Genomic DNA, 24,621 nt, shown 5'->3' with positions numbered 1-24,621 from the left:
GCCGGTCGAACGTCAGTCGCCGGCCAGTTGGAGGGCGTAGTCGGACCACCACTGGCCGGCCGGCGGCTCGCCGGGTCGGCACGCGCCGTCGGACTCGCCCGGCCGTTTGATCCACAACAGTGCGTCTACACGGTCCAGGCCAGTGGCGGTGGTCGGTGCCGTACCGAGCCGACGTCCCGGCGGGTTGCACCAGGCCGGACCGCCGTCGATTGACGCGCCACCGGCCGGCCCGGCGCCGTTGCGGCTGGTGTCGACGACGAATCGGGTACGCCCACCGAGCGCGTCGGACAACTGCCGACCGTATTCGACGTTCTCCGGCGTCCGGATGAAATTGGAGACGTTGAGCGCGAAGCCGTCGGCCTGCTCGACTCCGGCTTCGCGTAGCGCCTTCGACAGCCGGGACAGGTCGCGAACCCACCGGGGATGGCCGGCGTCGAGGTAGACCTGGGCGGTTCCGGTCCGCTTGAGCACGGCCACGGCGTCGGCGAGCAGCGCGAGCCGGTCACTGCTGCCGGCACACCTGTCCAGGCTGTGCGCAACCGCATCAGGTTCGACGATCACCGTTACCGGCCGGCCGTCGATCCCAGCCGCGAACCCTCGGATCCACGCCCGGTAGTCGTCGCCGTCCAGGGCACCGCCGCCGCTGAAGCTACCGCAGTCGCGGCCGGGGATGTGATAAGCCACCAGCACCGGCATCTGGCCGGCCTCGGTGGCCCGGCTCAGTACCGCGTCGACCGCCGTCGACACCTGCGTCGTGTCGCTGGTGATCCAGACCGCCGCAGGTCGCTCGCTGACTTGCCGAAGCCGGTCGGCGTCGTCGGTCCGTCCGGCGCTCGCCCACGCGTCGACCTGCTCGGTTGCGGCACCGTTCGGGTCGACGAAGAGGGTCGCGCCGGCCAGGGGCACCGGCGTGACGGACCGGGCCGGCCCGGTGCTGGCTGCGGTGGTCGGCTCCGGCATCGGCACAGCCTCCGGACGCCCACAACCAGCCGACACCAGCAGAGCCGCTACCGTGGGCAGGGCGAGCACCGACCAGCGGGGCAGCGAAAACAGCACCGTTTGTCCTCCGTTGCGGGCGTGACGCACCGCCGAGACTAGCTCAACCAGGCGATCGGAAACGGAAACAGGTTGCCGTACCATCGCGCTGAAACCTTCGGTCAGGGCATGGGGCCGGGGACAAGGTGAGCAGGATGGCAGGGCTTGTGCCGGTGACCGATCCCGTCGAGATTCCGGTATACGGGCGTTCCTGGGCCCGTCTTGAGGCGTTCAGCAGAATCGCCGGCCCGTTGACCGAGCCGCCCGCCGGCCAGCCCTATCGGGTGCGATACCGCAGCATGCACCGGGTGACCGGGAACCGGCGGATCGTGACCGCGGTCGGCATCGCCTTGGCGAACATCTGTTTCGAGGTGTTCTTCCTCATCTGGCTGCTTCAGCCCGGCCATCTCGCTGACACGAATCCGGGCCCGGTCGCCGATGTGGCTCGAGTTGCGAACATCTTCGTCATCTGCTCGATCATTCTCGTCGAGTCGTTACGCCTGATCAACGTCCTGTCACTGTCGCTCGCCTCGGTCATCGCCCGGGACCCGGTCCCGGTGACGCCACCCTCCGGGCTGCGGGTCGCCTTCCTCACCACGATCGTGCCGAGCAAGGAGCCGATCGCGGTGGTGCGAGACACGCTGCGCGCCGCGAAGCGCATCCGCCACCGTGGAGTGTTCGACGTCTGGCTGCTCGACGAGGGCGACGACCCCGACGTCCGGGTGATGTGTGCGGAGCTGGGTGTCCGGCATTTCACCCGCAAGGGAATGGCCGGCTACAACCGGGCGCGCGGACCGTTCCGCGCGAAGACCAAGCACGGCAACTACAACGCCTGGGTCGACGCGCACGGCGACGGGTACGACGTGTTCCTCTCGGTCGATCCCGACCACGTCCCACTGGCCAACTTCGCCGAACGGATCCTCGGCTACTTCCGTGACCCGGACGTCGCCTACGTCGTCGGTCCACAGTGTTACAAGAACGGCGAGGCGTTCGTGACCCGCGCCGCCGAGTCGCAGCAGTTCCCGTTCCACAGCGTGATCCAGCGGGCGGCGAACACGTACGGAACGTCGATGCTGGTCGGCACCAACAACGCCATTCGGATCCGGGCGTTGCGAGACGTGGGCGGACTCAACGACTCGATCACCGAGGACATGGCCACCGGCCTGGCGGTGCACACCACCCGTAACCGGGTCACCGGTCGACGGTGGAAGTCGGTCTACACCCCCGACGTGCTCTCCGCCGGCGACGGCCCGTCCAGCTGGAGTGACTACTTCTCCCAGCAGCGTCGCTGGTCCCGCGGCACCTTCGAGCTACTGTTCGGCCGCTACTGGCTGCGCTTCCCCCGGCTCTCCGCCGGCGGCATGCTGCACTACACGCTGATCACGACGTTCTACCCGTCGATGGCGATCGGCTGGCTGCTCGGCATCGTCAACGCGCTGCTGTTCCTGGCGCTCGGGGTCACCGGCATGACCATCTCCCCGCAGATCTGGTTCGCCCTGTACACCGACGCCACGGCCTTCTCTCTCTGGCTCTACCTGTACAACCGGCAGTACAACGTCAGTCCGTACGAACCGCCCGGCTCTCGTGGTCTCAAGGGCATGCTGATGTCGATCATTTCGGCACCGGTCTACGCCGGACAGCTGGTCAGTACGGTGCTGCGTCGGCCGGCCCGCTTCGTGGTCACCCCGAAGGGCACGCACAGCAGCAGCGACGGGTTGTACACGTTCCGTGCCCACCTGGGGTGGCTGGCGGTGCTGGCGTCGGCGATCGTCGTCGCGTTCGTCCGCGACTACGCCAGCCCTGCTGCGTTGCTCTGGCCGGTCGTCGCGCTGCTGATCTGCCTGGCACCGATCGCCCTGTGGCGGCGGGACCTGAGCGTGCTCGCCGCCGCGCCGGGCGGCGCCCCGGACCGGCCCGTGCCGGAGGTACGCAGCCCGGACCGGGCCGGAGACATCACCATGGAGATTCCCCGGGTGCTGCGCGACGCGCACCTGGCCAGCCGGTCAAGTGGCGCGCAGCGCAAGGACGACCCCGTCGAAGCCGTCGGTCCCAAGCCGACGCGAGTTCCCCGGCAGGCCGACCCACCCGCCACGGAACGAATCGGACGGCACGACATGGACGCGACCGTACGATTTCGGGCATCCACTGGCACGACGGCGGGCACCGCCGGCCCGCACCGGCCGGGCGCAGCACCTGACCAGCGGCCGGGCGGAGCCAGCACAGCGCAGTCCGCACCGGGGCCGACGATCGAGGATCCGGCGTCGGCGACCATCGAGCTCGCGGCGATTAGGCCGACAGACCCACCGGAGCAGGCGGCCACCGGCCGCCGCGAGCGGCCCGGGTGGTCCGGCTCGGACAGCTGACCACCTTCGGTCGACGCCGGGCCTGTCCGAGAGGGCGCCGGCAGATCGTGGGGGTAACGGGGTGGCTGCCGGGTAACCGAAGCGGAACCAGTCCGAGTACGCCCAGAGCAACCGCACGGGGGAGTGCCGCGCACATGGGCATTGGTAGTGGGATCTTCCTGATCGCGATCGGCGCGATCCTGACCTTCGCCATCCGGGCCAACGTCTGGTGGATCGACCTGCGGGCGGTCGGCTGGGTCTTCATCCTGGCCGGACTGGCTTTCCTGCTCACCACGCTCTGGTTCTGGCAGGACCGCCGGAAGCGGGCCCGGACCCTGATCGTGGAGGAGAACAGGCTCTCGCATCCGACCGCGATGATGCCGCCGCCTCCCGACCCACCACCACCGACCGCGCCGCCTAGCTGAGCCGGCGGGTCAGCCGAGCACACTGCGGCACACCGCACGCTAACCGCGTGCGGTGTGCCGTGCCCCGATCCCGGCCGTGCCGCCGCTCAGCTGCGCCCAGGGCGTCGATGTCCGATGCACCACCAGATCGCTGGTTCGCAGCCCGTCCGGCACCGCGTGAGGCGGATCGAGCAGTTCGGACAGCAGCGAGATGCCCGGGTTGTGGGCGATCAACAGCACCGTCATCGCGGTCGGTGTCACCCGTCGGACCAAGGTGAGCAGATCCTCCGAATGCGCCTCGTACGCGTCCGGTTCGTAGTGGACCAGCGGTGCCGAGCCGGCGGAGCCGCCCTCCGGCGGTGATCCGATCATCCCTGTCTGCACCTGGTGCCAGGTCTGCCGGGTACGCAGGGCGGTGGAACAGAGCACCACGTCCGGCAGCAGTCGGTGCCGGGCCAGCCAGGCGCCGGCCGCCGCAGCGTCGGCCCGCCCTCGGGCGGCCAGCGGACGCTCCAGGTCGGCAGCGTCCGTTGTGGGCTGTTCGGCCTTGGCGTGCCGCAGCAACACGAGAGTCCGTTCATCCACCGGGGTGTCTGTCATGTCCCAAGCTTGCCCGATTGGCGATCTCCGTGCCGGGGTAAGTCCATCGGTGCCGCACCTCATCCGTGGCAGCGGCGAAGTGAAATGCCAGCTTCGACAGCCAAGGAGACAACGAGATGGGTATCGGTGGCAGCATTTTCCTGATCGCGCTGGGCGCGATCTTCGCGTTCGCGGTGGAAGCGGAGGTCGGTTGGCTCGACCTGAGCATCGTCGGCTGGGTACTGATGCTCGCCGGAGTCGCCGGTCTGGTCACAACCCTCTTCTTCTGGAACTCGCGCCGTCGTGCGGTGGCCGCCCCGGTGCACGAGGAGCGGGTGGTCGCCGACCGTGCCGTGCCGGTCCGGGACGACCGGGTGGTGCAGGAGTACCGCGACGTGCGCCGGCCTGGCCCGACGGTCTGACCCTCGACGAGCCAGCGGGGTGGCGGGCGAGGCCCGTCACCCCCGCTACGTCGGCCGGCCAGTCAGCCAGTCGGCCCCGGGCTGGCTGGCCCGGGCTGCCTCAGGCGAACAGCGCGAAGTAGATCGCGATGTGGTGGCAGATCGCTGCGACCAGGGTGCAGGCATGGAAGAACTCGTGATGCCCGAAGACGGTGGGCCACGGGTTGGGGCGGCGGAGCGCGTAGAAGACCGCTCCGACGGTGTAGATCGCGCCGCCGACGCTGAGTAGGACCAACGCGGTCACCCCGCCCTGGTGGAGGATGTCGGGCAGCATCGCCACCGACACCCACCCGAGGGCCAGGTACAGCGGCGCGGAGATCCAGCGAGAGGCGTGCGGCCACACCAGCTTGAGCGCCACCCCGCCCAGGGCGCCGCCCCAGACCACCGAGAGCATGATCACGGCGGCGCGCGTCTCCAGCAGCAGCAGGCAGAACGGTGTGTAGGTGCCGGCGATGAACAGGAAGATCATCGAGTGGTCCATCCGGCGCATGACCGCGTACCCGCGCGTCGTCCACACCCGGCGGTGATAGAGCGCGCTGGTGCCGAAGAGACCACAGACGGTGAGGCTGTAGACCGCCGCGCTGATCAGGGGTGTCCAGCCGGGGCGGGTGGCGGCGATCGAGCAGAGCACGATGCCGCAGACCAGGGCGACGAAGAACGCGTACGTGTGCAGCCAGCCGCGCATCCGGGGTTTCCCGATGTCGACCGGCTTGAGCCGGGGGCGTGCTGAGGTGGTCACACCCTCAGGTTACGGCACCGTAGGTTACTTTCGGGTAGTGCAACAGGTCACGCTGTCCGACCAGCGGACGACGCGCACGTGTCCCTTGGTCGGAGAGGATGACAGGATGCGGATCAGACCGGCCGGCACGCACGCCCTGTTGCTCGACTTCGCCGGCACCCAGCCCGAACCTGTGGCTTCCGGGCCTGTGGCTTCCGAACCTGTGGCTTCCGGGCCTGCGGGAGGGGCCGGGGCGGACGTCGCCGCGCTGGTGCAGGCGTGGCGGGTGGAGCTCTGGCGTCGTCGGGATCAGGGTGAGCTAATCGCCACCGAGATTGTGCCGGCGGCCAGCACAGTCCTGCTGGACGGCGTGCTGGATCCGGCGGCCACAGCCGCCCGGATCGAAGGCTGGTTGCCGGTGTCCCCCATGGAGCCCGGCAAATCCGGCACCGACCTGGTCGAGGTGCCGGTGTGGTACGACGGGGAGGACCTGTCCCGGGTCGCCGAGTACTGGCAGGTGGACGTGCCGGCCGTCGTACGCCGCCTGCGGCAGACCGAGTTCCGGGTGGCTTTCTGCGGCTTCGCACCGGGCTTCGGCTACCTGACCGGCCTGCCCGCCGCGTTGGCCGTGCCCCGCTTGGCCACACCACGCCCTCGGGTGCCGGCAGGCTCGGTCGCCCTGGCCGACCAGTACGCGGGGATCTACCCGACCGCGTCGCCCGGCGGCTGGCTCCTGGTCGGGCGCACCGCGATGACGCTGTTCGACGTACACGCCGATCCACCCGCCCGGCTGACCCCTGGCACCCAAGTCCGCCTGGTACCCGCGTGACCGCCCTCACCCCCCGCGTCGCCCCCACCCCCACACGCGCCGATCTAGGGAGAATCGCTGCCGGGGGAGATCAACTCATGACGATAGGCCCTAGATCGACGGGTGGGGTGGTGACGGGTGGGGTGGTGGAGGTGCTTCGGGCGGGGGTGTTGACGACGGTGCAGGATCTGGGGCGGCCGGGCTGGGCGCACCTGGGGGTACCACGATCCGGTGCGCTCGATCCGGCGGCGCTCCGGCTGGCCAACCGGCTGGTCGGCAACCCGGAGTCCGCCGCCGGACTGGAGATCACGTTGACCGGCTGCGACCTGCGGCCGACCCGGGCCACCACGGTCGCCGTGGTGGGGGCCGAGGCCGACGTGTGGGTCGGGCAACGGCCCGGCGACACCGGCCGCCCGGTGGCCGTACCGGGCGGGGCGGTGCTCCGGATCGGCCCCGCCCGACGGGGCGTGCGCTGCTGGCTCGCGGTGGCCGGCGGAATCGCCGTCGCCCCGGTGCTGGGCAGCCGGGCCACCGACACTCTCGCCGGGCTCGGGCCGGCACCGCTGCGCGACGGCGACCTGCTTCCGCTGGGTGACCCAGCCGGCCCACCCGCCCCGGTCGATCTCACCGTGCCGGGCACACTTCCGACGGCGCTTCACCTCGCCGTGCGGCTGGGCCCACGGCACGACTGGTTCACTCCGACCGCGCTGGACCGGTTGCTCGGCACGGCGTACCAGGCGAGCCCGCTCAGTAACCGGGTCGGTGTGCGACTCACCGGCGCACCGCTGCCCCGCGCGGTCGCCGGGGAACTGCCCAGCGAAGGGCTTGTCCTCGGCGCGGTGCAGGTGCCGGCCGACAGCCAGCCGTTGATCTTCCTGGCTGACCATCCCACCACCGGTGGTTACCCGGTCATCGCGGTACTGGACGACGTGACCCCGCTCGCACAGGCCCGCCCAGGCACTACGGTGAGATTTCATGGACCTCAACGCTGACCTCGGCGAGGGATTCGGCAGCTGGCGTCTCGGCGACGACGAGGCGCTGCTGGAGCTGGTCACCTCCGCCAACGTCGCCTGCGGCTTCCACGCCGGCGACCCGTCCATCATGCGCCGGGTCTGCGCCGCCGCCGCCGAGCGGGGAGTCGCGCTCGGGGCCCAGGTCGGCTACCGGGACCTTGCCGGCTTCGGTCGGCGGCACATCGCGTACGACTTCGCAGACCTGCGTGACGACGTCCTGTACCAGCTCGGCGCGCTCGACGGGTTCTGCCGTGCGTACCGCACCCGGGTCCGCTACCTCAAGCCGCACGGCGCGCTCTACCACGCCGCGGCCTGCGACGAGACGCAGGCGGCGGCCCTCGTGGCCGCGCTCGACGACTACGATCGGGACCTGCCGGTGCTCTGCCCGCCCGGCTCGGTGCTGGCCCAACTTGCCCAGGGCGCCGGAATCCGGGTGGTGGCCGAGGGCTTTGCCGACCGCAACTACCTGTCCAACGGCCGACTGGTGCCGCGTAGCGCGCCCGACGCGCTGGTAGCCGACCCGCAGGTGGTGGCCAGTCGGGCGGTGCGGATGGCCACCGAACGGGTGGCGGTCACCGTCGACGGCAGCGCCATCCCGTGCCCGGTCGAGTCGATCTGCCTGCACGGCGACAGCCCTGGCGCGGTCGCCGCCGCAGAACTGGTCCGTGCGGCCCTTATCGACGCCGGCATCACCCCCACCGCGTTCACCTGAGGTGTAAGGAGGGGCGCCCTGTCAACGTCTGGTGCAGGTGACGGGCCCCTAAAAGCACTCCGCCGGTTGACCGGCGATCGTCAGCCGGCGTCGAGGCCACGCAGGATCAGCGGTAGACGGGCCAAGCCGCCGTCTACGACGTGTACCGGCACTCCCCAGTCCTGCCGGGTCAGGTGGCAGGCAGCGTGCTCAATGCCGGCATCGCAGGTTGCCGCCTGGGCGGTGACCTGGAGCACCCCGTCGGTCACCGAGCCGTCGAGCACCAGGCGACGGGACAGCTCGGTGCCGGTGCCCGCCCCCTCGACCAGCAACTCCGGCGGGGACGCGGAGACCACCAGCCGGGTGGACGGCCCGTACGTCTCGTCCAGCTTCTGGCCGGGCGCCGGCGTGAAGACGACGTCCAGCACGACCTCGCCGGCGGCCAGATCGGTCGGCGTGCGTTCGGTGCGGTGCCGTGGGCCGTCCACGGTGTCCGCGCCGGCCGCCGAGAGGCTACCCGGGGCCAGCCGGGTGATCCGGTGCGCTGCGGACTCCACCACCAGCACCGAGCCGTCCGCAGTGAGCACCAGGTCGCTCGGCTCGGCCAGGCCCGTGGCCACAGTGGCGACCCGGTCGGTCGTTGGATCGAAACGGCGCACGGCACCGTTGTACGTGTCGGCGATCAGCACCGAGCCGTCGGGCAGCGCACAGACGCCGAGCGGGTGCTGTAGCAGTGCCTGCGCCGCCGGCCCGTCCACGTGGCCGAAGTCGAACAGGCCCTGACCGACGGCGGTACCCAGGACGCTGTTCTCGACGTACCGGATGGCGCTGGTCTCGCTGTCGGCGACCCAGAGCCGGGTGCCGTCGGTGGAGACGGCGAGGCCGGACGGCTGGGCCAGCCACGCCTGCGCCAGCGGCCCGTCCCGCAGCGCCTCCACGGTCGTACCGGCGTACATGCCGGCGGTGCGCTTGATCGGGTCGAACCACCACAACTGGTGGATGCCCGCCATGGCAATAATGATCTTCCCGTCGTACCAGGCGAGGTCCCAGGGGGAGGAGAGGTCGACGGAGAGCGCGTCGTGCGGGTGGTCGTCCACGGTGGACCGCCACTGCCGTCCGGTGCCGGCAACGGTGACCACCTCGCCTGTGGCGAGCCGCACCCCGCGCAGCAGATGGTTCACGGTGTCGGCGACCACCAGGTCGTAGCCGGCGACCTCGGCGACGTGCGACGGGAGCAGGCTCAACCCCTGCGGCTCGGAGAAGCTCGCGGCACCGGCAGGTCCGTCGGTCCGGCCCCGTCCGCCGGTACCGATCGCCCGGACGACGGTCTCACCGTCGGCGGCCAACTCGACCACCCGGTGCCGGGCCGAGTCGGACACCAGTAGCCCGCCGTCGGACAGGGCCACGGCCTTACCCGGAAAACGCAGCGTGGTCTGCGGCTCGTCCGGTGGAACGTAGGGGCCGTCGCCGCGGTGCAGGGTGCCCTTGGCCTCGTGGGTGGCGATCAGGTCGTCGACGAGCCGGGCCAGCCCTTCGGCATGACCCTCACCGGCCATCGTGGCGACCACGTAGCCCTCCGGGTCGATCACCGCGAGGGTCGGCCAGGCGCGGGCCGCGTACTGCTGCCACATGTCCAGCTCGGGGTCGTCCAGTACGGGATGGTGTACGCCGTACCGCTCGACGGCGGCGGCCAACGCAGCCGGGTCCTTCTCGTGCTCGAACTTGGGTGAGTGCACGCCGATCACCACGAGGATGTCGGCGTACTTCTCCTCCAGTGGGCGCAGCTCGTCCAGCACATGCAGACAGTTGATGCAGCAGAAGGTCCAGAAATCCGCTATGACGATCTTGCCCCGCAGATCAGCCAGCCGGATGGCCTTGCCGCCCGTGTTCAACCAGGCCCGGCCGCGAAGCTCGGGCGCCCGCACGCGTGCACTCATTCCCCCATCGTGCCCTACCGCCGGACGCCAGCCGGCCGGACGGGGAGGTGAGAGGTGTACGTGACACTGCCTCCGCCGGTGCCGTCCCGCTACCGACCAACCCCGTGAAGCGCACGTGCAGGCGCGCCGGGCGTTCACCGGAGTCCAGCCTGGCGAGGTGTTCAGCGGCCTCCTCGCGAAGCGTCACGAGGTAGACCATGAGCCCCGGCATGTTGCCCTGATACTCGGCGAGCAGGCGCAGCTTCGCAGCGGAGCAGGGCCACGCCGCCCCGCATGCCGAGCAGCGCCACGACGGGCGACACGCCACGTGCCCGGGATCCCTGTTCACCCGCCGACCCTGACGCCGCCGGAGTTGGCCGGAGAACGACGCCGCCCGGCGTACGGGACCGGCGCGACGGTCACCGGACGCATCCCCGCCGGCATCAGGAACAGCCCCCGCCGCCGCGTCGCGTCCCCGTGCCGGTCGAGCTGGTACACGTCCACCCACGCCCACCCGTCGTACGTGGTCCGGTCCAACCGCCGGATCACCCGGACCAGAATGGGTTGGCAGAACTGTGGGGACGCTTCCCGGGTCAGCAGGTACACGCCGGGGCAGACCTGTGGGGTCCCGTCCGCCCTGCGGCTCACCGGACATCGTGCCGGTCGGGACGGCCGGACCAGCGTGAGGCAGGTGCGGCGTTCGCGGGCTTCTGCATGGGCACGGCTGGCCTCCTCCATCGAAGTTGGAAGGGATCGCCCCGAAGGTGCTCGCCGATGAGGGCGACACCGACGGCAGGGCAGTGGCCATCCAGGGGCCCAATCGGCCGTGCCGTCCAGTGACACTCTGATGGGGGGACGGTTACTCTCGGAAGGTGCTCCCGTGGTCCGGGCGGAGCTGGCGGAACAGCATGGGATCCGCTGCGCTGCGGGTAGTCGCTCTCAGATTTGGGGAGCCCTGAATGCCCGATGTACCAGACCCCGTAGCGGCCTTCATCGTTGGCGAGATCCGCCGTGCGCGGGGTGCTGGCGGCATGACGCAAGAGGCATTCGGCCGCGGTGCTGGCTTCAGCGCGTCCCATGTCAGCGCCGTCGAAAGCGGCACGCGGGCACTGACGGGCGACTTCATCCGAGGGGCTGATCGCGCGTTGAGCAATGGTGGCCTGTTCGAGCGCCTCGCGACGAAGCTCGGCGCGCCCTCCTGGTTCCTGCCGTGGCTCGATGCTGAACGTGGTGCGACTCAGCTCCGGTACTTCGAGCCGAACCTGATTCCGGGCCTGTTGCAGAGTGAGGCATACGCTCGCGCAACCAATGGACCTGAACGGCGCGCGGTGGCGAAAGGCCACCCGTAGCGGCACCAGCGGCGGCAACTGCGTCGAGGTCGCCGACAACCTCCCCGGCGTCGTCGGCGTGCGGGACTCGAAGAACCCGACCGGCCCGGCGCTGGTCTTCGCCCCGGCCGCCTGGCAGGCGTTCGTCGCCGAGGTGGCCGAGCGGGACTGACCCGGACGCGCGACAGCGCCCATCCGACGTGGGACGGGCGCTGTCGCGGCGGTACGTGGGCGGATCAGCCGCCGGTTGCCTGCTTGAGGCAGAGAACCGGGTTGGCGGAGGCGCCGCGAAGGTCCACGTGCGGCATGACCGGGTCGGGGCACTTGTCCTTCGACTCGACCTTCGACACCACGGTGAAGGCCTCTACCTCGGTGCATTCGGCGGCTACCGCACTGTCGCCGGAGCGCTTGACACAGGAGCCGACCGGCGGGTCGAAAGCGTTCGTCTCGTTCGATTCGCCGACCATGCCGAGGAGCATGAGCAGGCCGAGCGGAATTGCCAGGATGAGCACGGCGGCAACCAGCACGGCGGCGAGCACCCGACCGTTGCGTACCTTCGGCACCGGGGCCTCTGCGGCCGGCTCGGCGACCGGCTTGAACGCGTCGAAGCGTCCCTGCTCCGGCTCGGTGCTGGACGGTCCCGGGCTCCACGGCGGAGCCGACTGCGGGGGCGGCGGGAACGCCGAGTTGTGCTCGGCACCAGCTTCCGGACGGGCGGGAGCACCGTAGGTGCCGCCCGGTCGCGCCGGCGGGTCGTTGCCCGGGCCGCCGTACGGGTCGGCCGGTCGTTCGGGCTCGGCGTGCGGCCGTACCCCGTTGAGCGGGCGGTTGGTCGGCGGTGCGTCGACGAAGGACGGCACCCCAGGCGGGAAGGCCGGTGGTGCCGCCAGCGAGGCGGGGGCGGCCGGGCCCGCGAACGCATCCCGCCCGCCAGCCGGCGGCTGAGGTTCGTTGAAGCGCGGCTCCGGGCCCTCGTCGAACCGTTCCGGCCCCTGGTCGAACCGGGGCACCAGAGGTTGCTCGTCCCGCTCCTGAGGCGGTTCCTCGGCCTGTTCCGAGCGGGCCGGCCGGCCGTACACCCGTGGCTGTGGTGCCACCGAACCGGTCGGCCCCAATGGGTGGTCGGCCGGGGGCATCACCCGGCTGGCCACGGGCACCGAGGCGCTCGCGGTGACGCCGCCACCGGTCGGTGGGGTGGGCCGGCCCTCGGCCTCGGGGGAGATACGGGGCGCGGGGATGACCGGCCCGGCGGGCGGCTGCGGTTCGTCGTGCCGCGACTCGGGCTGGCCCCAGCCGGTCGCCCCGGCCGCCTGGTCGGTGCCCGGCCGGGCACCCTGCCCAGCCTGGTCATCGGTGAACGAAGGCGGTTGGCCGTAGTCGGTGGGCGGCGCTCCGCCCAGGCTGGCGCCCGGTACCCGCTGTTCCTGTGGCGGCAGCGGCACCATGTTGGCCGGTGAGATGCCCGGAGCGGGGGCGGGCTGGTAGACCGGGACCTCCTCGGCCCGAGCTGCCTCGGGTTCGGCCTCGGCCCTTGGCGGGGTCGTCTCCGCGGCCCCGGCCCGGCCCCACGCCTCACCGGCCGACCACGGTTCGATGTCGGGCAGCGAGCGATCGGCTGCGCTACGGGACGGCAGCGGCTCTGCGTTCGGACTCCAGGTCGGCGGCGGCCCGGCAGCCGGATTGCCGCCAGCCCAGCCAGTGGGCTCGCCCGACGCGGGAGTGGCCCAGTCGGGTTGTGCCGGCCGGTCGCCGCTGGTCTGCCGGCCCTCGGCCGGCTGCTGCTCGGGGGCCCAGCCGTTGACGGCGGGTTCCCGCCGCTGGCCGGTTGCCCAGCCCGGCTGTTCCTGCTGCTCGGCCTGCCAGGCGTCGGCACCGGCCGCGCTCTCGGTGCCGGGCCGGTGCGGCAGCGCGGGGTCCGCCTGCGGCACCTGGGCGGTGGCCCGCGCCGCCGGTTCGTTGCGGACGGGCATCGGCGGTTCGACGTGGGCCCAGTCCGGCTGCGGTGACTCGGGCTGGCCTGCGGGCGTGGCCCAACCGGGAGCCTGGTCATCGTTGCGCGGCGCGGGAGTCCACTCCGGCTGCTGGCCGCCACCCCAACCGCCGGGCTGGCCGGAGGTGGGCTTGCTGGTGGCCCAGTCGGGTTGTCCGGAGGCGGGTTGGTTGGGCGTCCACTCTGCTGGCTTTCCGGCGTCCGCCGGTGCCGGCTCGGTGGCCCAGGCCGGGCTGGTCTGGGCGCCGTTTGCCCAACTGGGCTGCTCCGAAGTGGACGGGGCAGCCGGGGCCCAGCCCTGGGCGGGCTGCTGCGACTGGTCTTCCTGTGCCAGCCAGGACGGCCGGTTCGCGGCGGGCTGTTCCCAGTTGCCGGGGGTCGGCGGTTCCGCCTGCCTGGTCGCCTGGGCGTTGCTCCACGCGGCACCCTGCTGGTTGGCCCAGCCTGGTGTCGAGGCGTCGGGGCGGGCCGGCGGGGGTGGTGCCCAACCCAGATCGGGGGCGGGCGCGCCGTACCCGTTGTCCTGCTGAGCCGGTCGGTCGCCGTACGGCGCCGGTCCGCCGCCGCCCGGCGGCACCTCGTCCGGCTCCTGGCCGGGGCGGTGCGGGCCCTCGGACGTCATGCGTGCGCCTCCTCCATCACATGTCGGCCGCCGTCGCCGATGTCTCGGCAGGGCAGCCGGCGGTGCCGGCATACCGGCCATGCCGGCTCCCCGCACCGTATCCCGGTGGCCGCCGGGGGGCTTCCGGGGAGCTTCGATCGTCACTGTCCGTCGCAGGTTGGTGTCGAGGTGCTTCTATCGCCCCGACCTGTCCGAGCATGGAGGACGACGACCGAACCCCACCGTACCGGGCGCTGCGCCGGGGCGGTATCCCGGTGTCAGCGCCCGGTCGTAACGCCGACGACCCGCCCGGGTTGCCCGGGCGGGTCGTCGATCTGGAGGAGGCGAATAACGTCTGGTGGCGTCAGTACATGTGACGCTGGGCGATGGCGAGGATCTCGTCGCGGACCGCGGGCGAATTGGCGGAGCGTAGGGCCCGCTCGATGGCGCGGGTGCGGCGGCTGGCGTCGCGGCGGTTGCGGATTCGCTCGATCATGCTCATGGTTCTCCTGCTGGGCTATTCGGTTGTTGTCCCGTCGTTGTCTCTATTGAAGCGCAGGCACACCCAGAATCCCAGCGATTATTAGGTGAGCTGGGCCACCAGCCTAAGAATCTTAGGCAAGCCATGTCTTCCAGCTGGATTTCTTCGTCCAATGGCAACGGCCGGTGTGTCGGGCGTTAACCCGTGACACACCGGCCGTTGCCGTCGTCCGACCGCGTCGTCAGGTCCAGCCGAGCAGCGCCGCCTCCGGATCGGTGAGGAAGTCGCCCACGTCGCGCAGGAACTTCGAGCCCAGTTCACCGTCGACTATCCGGTGGTCGAAGGAGAGCCCGAGCGTCGTGACCAGGCGCGGCTTGACCTTCCCCTTGTGTACCCAGGGCATCTCCCGGACCGCGCCGAAGACCAGGATCGCCGACTCGCCCGGAGGCAGGATTGGCGTACCGGTGTCCACCCCGAACACCCCCACGTTGGTGATTGTCATGGTGCCGCCCGACATGTCGGCCGGTGAGGTCTTCCCGGCCTTGGCCGTCTGCACCAGGCCCGTCAACGCCTCCGCCAACTCGCGCATGGTCAACCGGCCGGCGTCCTTGACGTTCGGCACGATCAGGCCGCGCTCGGTGGCCGCCGCGATACCCAGGTTGACGTACTCCTTGACGACGATCTCGTCGCCGGCCCAGGCCGAGTTGACCATCGGGTGCCGCTGCACCGCCAGCAGCACCGCCTTGGCGACCAGCAGCAACGGCGAGACGCGCACGTCCCGCCACTCCCGCCGCTCGCGCAACCGATCCAGGGCCTTCATCGCGCGGGTCACGTCGACGGTCAGGAACTCCGTCACGTGCGGAGCCGTGAAGGCCGAGCGGGACATGTTCTCGGCGGTGAGCTTGCGTACCCCCTTGACCGGGACCCGCCGCTCACGGTCCGCGCCGAAGCTCGCGGCCGAGGTGGCCGACGCGGCCACCGTCAGCGGCTCGACCGCCACCGGGGCCGCCGCCCGCTGCACGTCCTCCCGGGTGATCGAGCCCAACGGTCCCGATCCGGCCAACGTACCCAGCTCGACGCCGAGGTCCTTGGCGAGCTTGCGTACCGGTGGCTTGGCCAGGACCGGCCCGCCCACCCGGCCGTTGCCGTTGACCGCCGGAGCGGCCGGCGGAGCCTGGACCGGAGCCGGAGCCGGAGCCGGAGCCGGAGCCGGTGTCGGAGCGGCCGGCGACGCAGCGGCAGCCGATGCCGGCGCGGCACCCTTGCGGGGCCGGCGCTTGGCCGCGGTGGTACGCGGGCCGTAGCCGACCAGGACCGCCGTACGGCCACCCGGGGCCGGACCGCCGATCAGGCCCGGCTCCACCGCGCCCTCGGCCGGTGCGACCTCGACCGCGGCCAGCGAGGCGGCCGACGGAGTTGGCAGGTCGGTGGCGGGCGCACCGGTGGTCGAGGTCTCGACCGGCCCGGCGCCCGGATCGGTGTCGATCGCGATGATCGGCGTGCCGACCTCGACGGTGGTGCCCTCCGGGTGGAAGATCGCCTGCACCTGGCCGGCCCACTTGGCCGGGATCTCCACGGCAGCCTTGGCCGTCTCCACCTCGACGATCGGCTGGTTCAGCTCGATGGTGTCGCCCACCTTGACGAGCCAGCTGAGGATCTCGCCCTCGGTCAGCCCCTCACCCAGGTCGGGCAGGTTGAACTCCTTGATCCGAGACATGCCGCTCACCACCCGAAGGAGCGGTCGACGGCGTCGAGCACCCGGTCGAGGTCGGGCAGGTACTCCTCCTCCACCCGGGAGGCCGGGTAGGGCGTGTCGAATCCGGTCACCCGCAGCACCGGGGACTCCAGCGAGTAGAAGCACTCCTCGGTGATTCGAGCCGCGATCTCCGCGCCCATGCCCAGGTTGCCCGGTGCCTCGTGCACCACCACCGCCCGGCCGGTGCGCCGCACCGACTCGTAGACCACACCGAGATCCAGCGGGGAGAGCGTACGCAGGTCGATGACCTCCAGGTTCCGGCCGTCCTCGGCGGCGGCGGTGGCCGCGTCGAGGCAGGTACGCACCATCGGACCGTACGCCAGCAGGGTGACGTCGCTGCCGGCCCGAGCAACCCGGGCGGCGTGCAGCGGGTACGCCTGCGACAGCGGGGCGTCCAGGTCGACCTGCCCCTTCTCCCAGTAGCGCCGTTTCGGCTCCAGGAACACGATCGGGTCGTCCGACGCGATCGCCTGCTGAATCATCACGTGCGCGTCCTGCGGGCTGGAGCAGGAGACGACCTTCAGGCCGGCGGTGTGCGCGAAGTACGCCTCCGGCGACTCCGAGTGGTGCTCCACCGCGCCGATGCCGCCACCGAACGGGATTCGGATGACCATGGGGATGTTCAGGTTGCCCCGCGAGCGGTAGTGCATTTTCGCCACCTGCGACACGATCTGGTCGTAGGCCGGATAGACGAAACCGTCGAACTGGATTTCGCAGACCGGACGATAGCCGCGGATGGCCAGGCCGACCGCGGTGCCGATGATGCCGGACTCGGCGAGTGGCGTGTCGATCACCCGCTGGTCACCGAAGTCCTTCTGGAGGCCGTCGGTGATCCGGAAGACGCCGCCGAGCTTGCCGACGTCCTCGCCCATGATGACGACCTTCGGGTCGTTCTCCAGGGCCCTGCGCAGGCCGACATTGAGGGCCTTGCCGAGAGTGAGCGTCTCTGTGGCCATCAGTGGGCGCTCCCCTCGAACGACTCCAGGTAACGGCTGAACTTTGTGCGCTGCTCGTCCAGCAGCGGCGACCCGTTGGGGTAGACGTGGTCGAACATCGTGACCGGCTCCGGATTCGGCATGGCCAGCACCCGCTCGCGCAGATCCACCGCCTCCCGACGGGCCTGCTCGTCGACCTCGGTGAAGAAGCCGGCGTCGGCGATCTTCTCCCGGTCCAGGAACGCCTTCATCCGGGCGATCGGATCCTTGGCCTGCCAGGCCTCGACCTCGCTGGCGATGCGGTAGCGGGTCGGGTCGTCGGAGGTGGTGTGCGCACCCATCCGGTAGGTGTACGCCTCGATCAGGCTCGGGCCCTGCCCGTGCCGGGCGTTGTCCAGCGCGTGCCTGGTCACCGCGTACGTGGCCAGCACGTCGTTGCCGTCGACCCGGATGCCGGGAAAACCGAAGCCGGCCGCGCGCCGGTAGAGCGGGATGCGGGTCTGGCGCTCCAGCGGCTCGGAGATGGCGTACTGGTTGTTCTGGCAGAAGAACACCAGCGGGGAGTTGAACACACCGGCCCAGACGAACGCCTCGTTTACGTCGCCCTGGCTGGTGGCGCCGTCCCCGAAGTAGGCGATCACCGCCTCGCCGTCGTCGGTGCCGGTCTTGCCGTCCATCGCGACGCCCATGGCGTAGCCGGTCGCGTGCAGGGTCTGTGCCCCGATCACGATCGTGTACATGTTGAACTTGAACTCGTTCGGGTCCCAGCCGCCCTGGTCGACCCCGCGGAACAGGCCCAGCGGCATGATCGGGTCGATGCCGCGGCAGTAGAGCACCCCGTGCTCGCGGTAGGTGGGGAAGGCCATGTCCTGCGTACGCAGCGCCCGGCCCGAGCCGACCTGGGCCGCCTCCTGGCCGAGCAGGCTCGCCCAGATGCCCAGCTCACCCTGGCGTTGCAGGGCCGTCGCCTCGGCGTCCAGCTTCCGCACCAGCACCAGATCGCGATAGAGGCCGCGGTACTCCTCGTCGGTGAAGTCGACGCGGTACTCGATGCCGTCCGGGCCGGTCACGCTCTCGATCCGCTCACCGTCGGGGGTGAGTAGCTGCACCAGCTCCGGATCGCCGGTCGTGGCCTTCCTGGATCGGGGTGCGGCGCGCCGGCCGCGTGTGGGGCCCCCGGGGTCGCCCTTTGCCATCCGTCTCTCCCTGTCGTGTCTGCGTCGGCACCGGGGGGTCACCCGGCCGCGCGACTCGTGCGCCCGATCCCGGCTGGTGCCGGGGTCGGTTACTGGCGACCGCGCCTAGCCCCGGTGGGGGTTGCCGCGCGGCGTGAGCCGGATTCATGGCCGAACCCGGTTCGGGAGCGCCGGTGCCCAGTCGCGCCCTACCGCGTGGGTGCGCGGAGGTCGCGGCTGCGCTGCCGCCGTGGCTCCATACTCGCATCAGAGGTGAGTCGTCCCACACTCCACCTGCCCCGGATCCCTGGGTCGGTCCGCTTCGTTACCTGAATCACCCGAGTTTCCACGCACGCGACGCGCGACCGATCCGGTCAGGTTCACCACCATTCAGCCAGATACGCGTGTCGACACGCGGTGTGGGGTTGGCTGACGCAGAGTTACTGGCCCAGGCTGATCGCGGACCCCCGACGCAGCTGGCGGAGGTCCGCCGGGCCGCACCGAGGCGGTCGGAGTCCAGGGCGACGACGAGGAGTACGTGGTGTCCGAACCAGGTGAAGGTCCCGGACCGCCGATCCTCGGCCGGCACCGAGCATCCGGCGGCTACCGCCGCGTGGTGGGTGCCCACCGGGCGGCGCGCACCACCGGGCCGAGCCGGGGCTACCTGCTGACGGTGGCGCTGCTCGCCGGCACGGCCTCGATGCCGGTCCTGGCGGCGATCAGCACCGGCTCGGCGACGGTCGGCAGCACCGCACTACCGGACGGCAGCACCCCGTTCATCCCGGCGCCCTCGGTGGGCCCGGTGGTGATCCCCCTGCCACCCACCGGTGCCCCGACGGAGACCGTGACGGCGGTACCGTCGGTCGGACCGGTGGTCCCGCCGGTCGACCTGGTGGCGAGTCCGCCGCACCCCATGCCGGCCGCCCCGCGCGGACGGCAGGTGCCGGAACGGCGCCCAGCGACGCCGGTGACGGTCCCCGCGCCCCGGCCGCCCACCACAACGCCTGCCCCGACGCCGGCGCCCACCCCGACGCGTACCGCCACACCCTCACCGGCCCCGACCGGCTACCCGTCGCAGACCGGCGAGCCCACCCCGCCGACGGCCTCGGCCGATCCGAGCGGCCCGGCCGATCCGACCACGTCGGCCGATCCGTCGACGGAGCCGACCGCGTCTACCCATCCGTCCGCGTCTACCCATCCGTCCGCGTCGACGGGCCCGTCCGCTTCAGCCGGCCCGTCCGCGTCGGTCGAGCCGTCCGCGTCCGCCGGTCCGACCGGCAGCGTCCCCGCACCGGCACCCCCTACCGGCATCACCACGGAACCCGTGCTGCCCGGCACGCCAGAGCGCAGCGGCAGCGCCCGTTCCCGGGCGCGAATCCGGCTGCGGGACCGCCGCGGATCCGACGGCAGGTGCTGACCTGCCGACCGCCGCTGAGGCCCGGCCGCTCGTACTCGGGCGGCCGGGCGGACGGCGTCCGCGCGCAGGTCAGCCGTCGTCGGCGAGGCGGTTCCGGTTGGCCTCGATCCAGGCGTCCAGAGCGGCCGGGTCGTCCGGGTCGACGCCGTCGGCCATCAACTGCGCGACGGCGGCGGTGGCCGGGCTGCGCCGCTCACCGGTCGCGTAGAGCCGGACGAACTCCGGCACCATCTCCTCGATCGCGCTGTCCGTCGCCACCACCGCCGACTCGGGCAGCCCGCGTCGGCGGCCCGCGTACCCGGCGAAGGCGCGCAGCACCCGGGGCATCATTGCCGCGTCGTCCATGTCCAGCACGGCCCGGCGGTGCACCCAGTCGAGCAGGAAGAGCCCGGCGACGGTGGGGCTCCACCGCAGTGGATCAGCGTCCGGGAAGGTGGCCGCGTGGTCGAGCAGCAGCCCCAGGCAGAAGTGCAGGGAGGCCAACTCGGCGCCGTCCAGAGTCTCCAGCCCGGCCCGGGTGGCGTCCGGCGAGGCCAGGAAGCGCCGAATCTCCGCGCTCCGCTCGGCGTCCGGCAGTGGCTCGTCGGCCATCCGGGGCGGTGGCGCGGTCGCGGCCGGCAGCACCGCGAGCCGGGCACCGACGAGCGCGCGGTCGGTGGCCAGCGAGGAGGCGCCGGGCAGTTGGCCCAGGTCGTCGGTGACCGCCAGGTGCCGGCTCACCTCGGCGCGCATCCGGGTCGGGCTCTCCTCCCGGAACCAGGTCAACTCGTCGTCGGCACACAACTGCCGGACCTGCTCCAGGATCCGACTGGCCGGCCCGCCGACGAAGACGTCCTTGGTGATGCCGATGTTGTGGTCGACCAGCGCCACCAGCGCGTGTTCCGGCCCTCCGACGGCCTCGTCGTAGGCGAAGGTGGCCAGGTAGGAGGTCTGGTCGCCGTACACGTCGCCGTACGCCCAGGCGCCGGTGACGTGCACCTTGCCGAGCTGCCCGGACCAGGCCGGCGCGGTCGCGCCGGGACGGACCCGGTCCGCGCCCGCCGCATCCGGCACCAGGGCGGCGAAGACCGCCCGGACCGTGGTCGCCGCGGCAGCCCGCCGTCGCGAGGTCGCGGCGAGGAAACCGGCCACGAACTCGCGTACCGCTGCCTCTCGATCCGTCTCCGCGATCTCGTACACGCTGCCCAGCAGGGCCGCGCCGAGCATCTCCGCGTCCAGCGCCGAGTCGAGCTTGGTCACGTCGCGTGCGGCGTGCAGCACCGCGTCGTAGGGGGTCTGTGGCGTGGCCATGACCCGACCCTACGCCGCTCGCCGCTCGATGACGCGGTCGGCGACCGCCGGTGCGGCACACGATCGCGCGGATCTGGCCCGATCCGTCGACGTACCCACCCGTGAGGGCCCGCTACCGGTGCCGGGCTACCTCCAGCACGGTACGCGCATCGGCGTGTGCGGCGATCACCGTACGCACCGGGTCGAGCACGTGCTCTTCGCCGACCTGGGCGACTGCCCTGGTCAGCTGTGCCTCAGCCCGCTGGCCGGTCCACCGCGCGGCCCAACGGATGACCGGGCGGGTCAGGGCGGCCACCAGCAGCCCGGTCAGCAGTCCGCCGAGCAGCAGCAGGGTTGGCACCGGTACCTCACCGACCATCGGGTGCCGTAGCTCCGGCAACCCCAGGGCCCGCATCGCGTAGCCGAGGACCAGCCAGCCCAGCCCGGCCGCTGCGGCGACCGTCACCAGCCACTGCACCGCGCCGACGAGCTGCCACCAGCGACGGGGGCGGCTCATGCCGAGGTCGGTGCTGGCGAGCGCGCCGTCCAGGGCGTCCGGCAGGTCGGCCAGGCGGGACCGGGCCGCTGCGGTCATCGCGGCCGGCCAGGCGTTCGGCAGCCCGGCACCGGCCCGCTCGGCCACGGTACGCAGCGCCAATGCCAGAGCGGACTTGTCCGCCGCGCTGGGTTCGGGCACGGACGTGGCTGCGACCAGGCTTTCCGCCGGGTCGTTCGGGGCGCCCTGCGGCAGGTGCAACCGGCGCAGCGGATCGGAGCGCAGCCGTCGCAGGAGCCGGAACAGCGGCCAGTCGGTCGCCGCCGCCGCGCGGTGCCGGTATGCCTGCTCGACCGCCGCCACGACCGTCGGTACCCCGGCGGCGGTGCCCAGCGCGCGGTCCAGCGTGGCGACCGCCGGATCGTCCGCGGCGAGCGCCGTCCGGGGCTCGCCGACCATGGTGTCCAGGGCGACGACTACCGAGTCCAGGTCTCCGGAGAGCCGGCGTAGCGCGGCCTGCCGCTCGGCGACGGCTCGCTCCAGTGCTGCCCGCAGGCCATCCGGGCCGGCCGGCTCGGTGATCGTGGTGGTCACCAGGGGCACCCCGTCGAGGCCGTCCGCGTCGAGCAGGCGGCGCAGGTCGGCGAGCACCCGGGGCACCTCGGCCGGCGAGAGCCGGTCGGTCTGGTTGAGCACGACCACGGTGACGTCCCGGTGCCGGCGGAACTCGCGGAGGTATCTGCGGTGCATCACCCGGTCGGCGTACTTCTGCGGGTCGACCACCCAGACCACGAGGTCCACCAGGCCGAGTAGCCGGTCCACCTCCATCCGGTGCGCGTGCTGCACGGAGTCGAAATCCGGCAGGTCGAGCAGGATCAGCCCGTGCATCGTGGACTCGTCCTGGCCGTCCAGCAGGCTCTCCCGGACGAAGCGGTGCCGCGGCAGCACACCGAGCCAGTCGAGCAGCCGGGTGCCGCCGTCGAGCGGCCCCCAGACACAGGCGTGGGTCATCCCGGTGGTGGGCCGGCGGACCCCGACGGGTGAGAGGTCCATCCGGGCCATAGCGTTGAACAGGCTCGACTTGCCGCTGCCGGTCGCGCCGGCCAGCGCTACGACAGTGTGGTTCCGGGAGAGCGCCAGCCGAGTGCCGGCCCGTTCGACCAGGGTGCGGGCCGGCACCAGTGGCGTGTCCGGCAGGTGGCCGTCGACGATGCCCAGAAACCGGTGCACCGCCTCCAGCCGGGCGACCAGCTGGTCGGGGTCCACCCGGCTGTCGGCGATCCGCAGCGCCTCGCGGAGGCGGCCACCCATGCCGGTCACGCGCGTTCCCGACCGGTGACCGGGGAGTCCGCGCCCGCCGCCGGCGCGCGGATGCCCGATGTCGCCTCGGCGAATCCGCTGTTCAGTCGCGCCACCTCCACCCGTTCGGCTGCCTGACGCAGCGCATTCGCGGTTCCGGCCGCGGGCCGGGCCTTTTCGGTCCGGTCCAGGAATCGGGCGGCCTCGGCGTCCAGCAGGGTCCGCACCCGCTCCAGCAGGTCCTCCCGGGCCTTGTTGGCCAGCGTACGCACGGCCTGGTCGCCGAAGATGGCCTGGAGCACCGCCTGACCGGCGATGGTGGTGCCGGCCCCGGTGGCGACCTCCAGCCCGGTCGGGATGAACGCGGTCGAGGCGAAGACCGCGATCATCACCACCAGTCCGGTGGCGTTGACCGCGTATGCCGCCGTGCGGGCCACGAAGCGCCGGTCGCCGCCCTCGACCCGGACCAGCTCGAGCACGCCCCGCTGCCAGTCCCGGACCAGCCGCTCGGCCTGTCCGGGCAGGCCGGCGGAGTGGTGGGCAAGGTCGGGTTCGACGAGTGCGGCGCCGGCCGGATGCGACTTCCAGCCGGTGTACGCGTGTTCGGCTGCTTCTGCGGCCACGCCCCGCAGCAGGGTCACCAGCTGGGACTCGATCGCGTCGCGTAGTTCGGTGGCCGGGGCGGGGCGCCCGGTGAACGCGGCCACGACCCGGTCCCGCAGCTGGCCGATCCGGGCCTCCATCGTGCGAAAGAACTCGCCGGTCCCGATGAACTCCTGCCACCGGGCGAGCACCTCGCCCCGGAGTAGCCGCCCGTCGCGTAGCCCCTGCTCGACCGTCCGGTTCGCGGCCCGGTATGCCGCGCGTACCCGTTCGTCCAGCGCGTCGGTGGCGGCAAGCTGCTCGTCGGCGGCCACGGCGAGGGTCTCCACCGATGGTTGCAGGGCGGCCAGCGCGCCACCCAGCGTCTGCCGGACGACCGCGGACCGGGCGTCCGCGTCGACGGCGAGCTGGGCGAACCAGTCCGCCAGCGGTGCCGTGACCCGGCCGGGCAGCAGGCCCTGCCCGTCGACCCAGGTCTCCGGCAGCACGAACAGTGGTGCCGCGCCGAGGCCCTGTTCGGCGAGCATCTCGGCGAGGTGGGCGGCGACCTCGTCGGTCGCCTCGACCGGCACACGGTCGAGCACCAGGGCGATCACCGCGCCCCGGGCCCGAGCGCCGTGCAGCAGTTCCCAGGGGACGGCGTCGGCGTACCGGGCGGCGGTCGTGACGAAGAGCCAGAGGTCGGCGGCGGCGAGCAGTTGGCCGGCCAGCGCCCGGTTGGCGTCGACCACCGAGTCGATGTCGGGTGCGTCCAGGAACGCCAGCCCGGGAGGCAGCGCGGGGGCGCTGACCAGGTGCAGGGTGCGGGGGTCCCCGTCGGGCTGGTTGGTGCGGGTCAGCCCGGGCAGCAAATGGCCGCGGCGGAACCATGCCGAGTCGGCCGGGTTGCAGACCAGGACCGGGGACCGGGTGGTGGGCCGCAGCACTCCCGCCGTGCTGACCCTGGCCTGCACCAGACTGTTGACCAGGGTCGACTTGCCGGCACCGGTGGAACCGCCGACCACCACGAGCAGTGGGGCGTCGAGACGGGAGAGCCGGGGCAGCAGGTAGTCGTCGAGTTGGTCGGCGAGCGTGGCGCTGATCCGTCCGGCCGATTCGGCCGAGGCCAGGGCCAACGGGAACCGGGCAGCCCCGATCGCGGCACGCAGGCCGGTCAGGGCGTCGGGCAGGGCATCGTCCCCGGTGGCCGCGGGCCGGTCCGTGCCGGCGCCGGTGAAGCCGGTGCGGGCTGCGACGGCGGGCGTCCCGGACGCTGAGGCGTTGTCGCCATTCGTCGTCACCGCTAAAGCCTGCCCGACCGACAC

General features: G+C 72.0%; 22 protein-coding genes and 1 pseudogene. 10 read left to right on the top strand and 13 right to left on the bottom strand.

Translation table 11 applies throughout. The features are described 5' to 3' along the window. Positions 1-12: 12 nt before the first annotated feature. A complete protein-coding gene (locus ACFHWY_RS16150; RefSeq protein ID WP_416581006.1) occupies positions 13-1,056 on the bottom strand; it encodes a glycoside hydrolase family 6 protein in 1,044 nt (347 codons plus the stop codon). 134 nt (positions 1,057-1,190) lie between these two features. On the opposite strand from ACFHWY_RS16150, the gene ACFHWY_RS16145 reads away from it, so the two are divergent. Both ACFHWY_RS16145 and ACFHWY_RS16140 read left to right on the top strand, forming a co-directional pair. Next, positions 1,191-3,398 carry a glycosyltransferase family 2 protein gene (locus ACFHWY_RS16145; RefSeq protein ID WP_416581005.1) on the top strand — a complete coding sequence of 736 codons (2,208 nt, stop codon included), beginning with the start codon at positions 1,191-1,193 and terminating at the stop codon, positions 3,396-3,398. Positions 3,399-3,532: 134 nt separating this feature from the next. Beyond that, on the top strand, positions 3,533-3,802 hold the full coding sequence (locus tag ACFHWY_RS16140; RefSeq protein ID WP_092381426.1) for a DUF6458 family protein: 270 nt from the start codon (positions 3,533-3,535) through the stop codon (positions 3,800-3,802). 39 nt (positions 3,803-3,841) lie between these two features. On the opposite strand, the gene ACFHWY_RS16135 is transcribed toward ACFHWY_RS16140, so the two are convergent. Next, the gene (locus tag ACFHWY_RS16135; protein WP_416581004.1) at positions 3,842-4,381 is read right to left on the bottom strand and encodes a SixA phosphatase family protein; all 540 of its coding nucleotides are present in this window, start codon (positions 4,379-4,381) and stop codon (positions 3,842-3,844) included. Positions 4,382-4,497: 116 nt separating this feature from the next. Here ACFHWY_RS16135 and ACFHWY_RS16130 point away from each other — a divergent pair, with 116 nt between their 5' ends. After that, positions 4,498-4,782: a DUF6458 family protein gene (locus tag ACFHWY_RS16130; RefSeq protein WP_416581003.1), complete on the top strand. Its 285-nt coding sequence runs from the start codon at positions 4,498-4,500 to the stop codon at positions 4,780-4,782. Between the two features lie 100 nt (positions 4,783-4,882). Here the strand turns inward: ACFHWY_RS16130 and trhA are convergent, their stop codons facing one another. Continuing rightward, on the bottom strand, positions 4,883-5,560 hold the full coding sequence (gene trhA / locus ACFHWY_RS16125) for a PAQR family membrane homeostasis protein TrhA (protein WP_416581002.1): 678 nt from the start codon (positions 5,558-5,560) through the stop codon (positions 4,883-4,885). Positions 5,561-5,666: 106 nt separating this feature from the next. Here trhA and ACFHWY_RS16120 point away from each other — a divergent pair, with 106 nt between their 5' ends. From ACFHWY_RS16120 to ACFHWY_RS16110, 3 genes are all read left to right on the top strand, one after another. Beyond that, a complete protein-coding gene (locus ACFHWY_RS16120; protein ID WP_416581001.1) occupies positions 5,667-6,368 on the top strand; it encodes a 5-oxoprolinase subunit B family protein in 702 nt (233 codons plus the stop codon). Positions 6,369-6,445: 77 nt separating this feature from the next. Continuing rightward, positions 6,446-7,339, top strand: a complete 894-nt coding sequence (locus ACFHWY_RS16115; protein WP_416581000.1) for a biotin-dependent carboxyltransferase family protein — start codon at positions 6,446-6,448, stop codon at positions 7,337-7,339. Then, positions 7,323-8,072 (top strand): LamB/YcsF family protein, encoded by a 750-nt coding sequence (locus ACFHWY_RS16110; protein ID WP_416580999.1) that lies wholly within the window; start codon positions 7,323-7,325, stop codon positions 8,070-8,072. The genes ACFHWY_RS16115 and ACFHWY_RS16110 overlap by 17 nt, the downstream gene beginning before the upstream one ends. An 80-nt stretch (positions 8,073-8,152) precedes the next feature. Here the strand turns inward: ACFHWY_RS16110 and ACFHWY_RS16105 are convergent, their stop codons facing one another. Next, positions 8,153-9,988 (bottom strand): NHL domain-containing thioredoxin family protein, encoded by a 1,836-nt coding sequence (locus ACFHWY_RS16105; protein ID WP_416580998.1) that lies wholly within the window; start codon positions 9,986-9,988, stop codon positions 8,153-8,155. Between the two features lie 324 nt (positions 9,989-10,312). Then, positions 10,313-10,615, bottom strand: coding sequence for a hypothetical protein (locus ACFHWY_RS16100; RefSeq protein ID WP_416580997.1), 303 nt, complete (start codon positions 10,613-10,615; stop codon positions 10,313-10,315). 311 nt (positions 10,616-10,926) lie between these two features. On the opposite strand from ACFHWY_RS16100, the pseudogene ACFHWY_RS16095 reads away from it, so the two are divergent. Beyond that, positions 10,927-11,268: pseudogene (locus ACFHWY_RS16095) on the top strand (Scr1 family TA system antitoxin-like transcriptional regulator); the annotation flags it as partial. A gap of 7 nt (positions 11,269-11,275) precedes the next feature. Further along, a complete protein-coding gene (locus ACFHWY_RS16090) occupies positions 11,276-11,467 on the top strand; it encodes a DUF397 domain-containing protein (protein ID WP_416580996.1) in 192 nt (63 codons plus the stop codon). Between the two features lie 64 nt (positions 11,468-11,531). Here the strand turns inward: ACFHWY_RS16090 and ACFHWY_RS16085 are convergent, their stop codons facing one another. Beyond that, complete coding sequence (locus tag ACFHWY_RS16085) at positions 11,532-13,907, bottom strand: hypothetical protein (RefSeq protein ID WP_416580995.1); 2,376 nt, start codon at positions 13,905-13,907, stop codon at positions 11,532-11,534. Between the two features lie 197 nt (positions 13,908-14,104). Here ACFHWY_RS16085 and ACFHWY_RS16080 point away from each other — a divergent pair, with 197 nt between their 5' ends. Next, positions 14,105-14,263: a hypothetical protein gene (locus ACFHWY_RS16080; protein WP_416580994.1), complete on the top strand. Its 159-nt coding sequence runs from the start codon at positions 14,105-14,107 to the stop codon at positions 14,261-14,263. On the opposite strand, the gene ACFHWY_RS16075 is transcribed toward ACFHWY_RS16080, so the two are convergent. The 4 genes from ACFHWY_RS16075 to pdhA all read right to left on the bottom strand — a co-directional run bounded on the left by ACFHWY_RS16075 (position 14,251) and on the right by pdhA (position 18,254). Further along, a complete protein-coding gene (locus ACFHWY_RS16075) occupies positions 14,251-14,388 on the bottom strand; it encodes a hypothetical protein (protein WP_416580993.1) in 138 nt (45 codons plus the stop codon). The genes ACFHWY_RS16080 and ACFHWY_RS16075 overlap by 13 nt on opposite strands. A gap of 220 nt (positions 14,389-14,608) precedes the next feature. Beyond that, complete coding sequence (locus ACFHWY_RS16070) at positions 14,609-16,084, bottom strand: dihydrolipoamide acetyltransferase family protein (RefSeq protein WP_416580992.1); 1,476 nt, start codon at positions 16,082-16,084, stop codon at positions 14,609-14,611. A gap of 5 nt (positions 16,085-16,089) precedes the next feature. Further along, a complete protein-coding gene (locus ACFHWY_RS16065) occupies positions 16,090-17,079 on the bottom strand; it encodes an alpha-ketoacid dehydrogenase subunit beta (RefSeq protein ID WP_416580991.1) in 990 nt (329 codons plus the stop codon). After that, entirely contained in the window at positions 17,079-18,254 is a 1,176-nt protein-coding gene (pdhA, locus tag ACFHWY_RS16060) for a pyruvate dehydrogenase (acetyl-transferring) E1 component subunit alpha (protein ID WP_416580990.1), read from the bottom strand. The genes ACFHWY_RS16065 and pdhA overlap by 1 nt, the downstream gene beginning before the upstream one ends. 520 nt (positions 18,255-18,774) lie before the next feature. Between pdhA and ACFHWY_RS16055 the strand changes: the two genes are divergently transcribed. Further along, positions 18,775-19,650 (top strand): hypothetical protein, encoded by an 876-nt coding sequence (locus ACFHWY_RS16055; protein WP_416580989.1) that lies wholly within the window; start codon positions 18,775-18,777, stop codon positions 19,648-19,650. Between the two features lie 69 nt (positions 19,651-19,719). Here the strand turns inward: ACFHWY_RS16055 and ACFHWY_RS16050 are convergent, their stop codons facing one another. The 3 genes from ACFHWY_RS16050 to ACFHWY_RS16040 all read right to left on the bottom strand — a co-directional run bounded on the left by ACFHWY_RS16050 (position 19,720) and on the right by ACFHWY_RS16040 (position 24,597). Next, a complete protein-coding gene (locus tag ACFHWY_RS16050; RefSeq protein WP_416580988.1) occupies positions 19,720-20,940 on the bottom strand; it encodes a hypothetical protein in 1,221 nt (406 codons plus the stop codon). A 112-nt stretch (positions 20,941-21,052) separates the two neighbouring features. Next, the gene (locus ACFHWY_RS16045; RefSeq protein WP_416581024.1) at positions 21,053-22,726 is read right to left on the bottom strand and encodes a GTPase; all 1,674 of its coding nucleotides are present in this window, start codon (positions 22,724-22,726) and stop codon (positions 21,053-21,055) included. 5 nt (positions 22,727-22,731) lie between these two features. Then, entirely contained in the window at positions 22,732-24,597 is a 1,866-nt protein-coding gene (locus tag ACFHWY_RS16040; RefSeq protein WP_416580987.1) for an ABC transporter, read from the bottom strand. Between the last annotated feature and the right edge of the window lie 24 nt (positions 24,598-24,621).

Source organism: Micromonospora sp. LOL_024, from assembly GCF_048060415.1.
GTDB lineage: Bacteria > Actinomycetota > Actinomycetes > Mycobacteriales > Micromonosporaceae > Micromonospora.
Note: the sequence above shows the minus strand (reverse complement) of the source record. Positions and strands in the feature narration are given on the sequence as shown.

Coding starts and splice junctions, on each gene's coding strand:
- ACFHWY_RS16070 (WP_416580992.1), bottom strand. CDS start 16,084: ATGTCTCGGATCAAGGAGTTCAACCTGCCCGACCTGGGTGAGGGGCTG.
- ACFHWY_RS16050 (WP_416580988.1), bottom strand. CDS start 20,940: ATGGCCACGCCACAGACCCCCTACGACGCGGTGCTGCACGCCGCACGC.
- ACFHWY_RS16145 (WP_416581005.1), top strand. CDS start 1,191: ATGGCAGGGCTTGTGCCGGTGACCGATCCCGTCGAGATTCCGGTATAC.
- ACFHWY_RS16080 (WP_416580994.1), top strand. CDS start 14,105: ATGGAGGACGACGACCGAACCCCACCGTACCGGGCGCTGCGCCGGGGC.
- ACFHWY_RS16085 (WP_416580995.1), bottom strand. CDS start 13,907: ATGACGTCCGAGGGCCCGCACCGCCCCGGCCAGGAGCCGGACGAGGTG.
- ACFHWY_RS16140 (WP_092381426.1), top strand. CDS start 3,533: ATGGGCATTGGTAGTGGGATCTTCCTGATCGCGATCGGCGCGATCCTG.
- pdhA (WP_416580990.1), bottom strand. CDS start 18,254: ATGGCAAAGGGCGACCCCGGGGGCCCCACACGCGGCCGGCGCGCCGCA.
- ACFHWY_RS16120 (WP_416581001.1), top strand. CDS start 5,667: ATGCGGATCAGACCGGCCGGCACGCACGCCCTGTTGCTCGACTTCGCC.
- ACFHWY_RS16105 (WP_416580998.1), bottom strand. CDS start 9,988: ATGAGTGCACGCGTGCGGGCGCCCGAGCTTCGCGGCCGGGCCTGGTTG.
- ACFHWY_RS16065 (WP_416580991.1), bottom strand. CDS start 17,079: ATGGCCACAGAGACGCTCACTCTCGGCAAGGCCCTCAATGTCGGCCTG.
- ACFHWY_RS16115 (WP_416581000.1), top strand. CDS start 6,446: ATGACGATAGGCCCTAGATCGACGGGTGGGGTGGTGACGGGTGGGGTG.
- ACFHWY_RS16130 (WP_416581003.1), top strand. CDS start 4,498: ATGGGTATCGGTGGCAGCATTTTCCTGATCGCGCTGGGCGCGATCTTC.
- ACFHWY_RS16045 (WP_416581024.1), bottom strand. CDS start 22,726: ATGGGTGGCCGCCTCCGCGAGGCGCTGCGGATCGCCGACAGCCGGGTG.
- ACFHWY_RS16135 (WP_416581004.1), bottom strand. CDS start 4,381: ATGACAGACACCCCGGTGGATGAACGGACTCTCGTGTTGCTGCGGCAC.
- ACFHWY_RS16090 (WP_416580996.1), top strand. CDS start 11,276: ATGGACCTGAACGGCGCGCGGTGGCGAAAGGCCACCCGTAGCGGCACC.
- ACFHWY_RS16110 (WP_416580999.1), top strand. CDS start 7,323: ATGGACCTCAACGCTGACCTCGGCGAGGGATTCGGCAGCTGGCGTCTC.
- ACFHWY_RS16075 (WP_416580993.1), bottom strand. CDS start 14,388: ATGAGCATGATCGAGCGAATCCGCAACCGCCGCGACGCCAGCCGCCGC.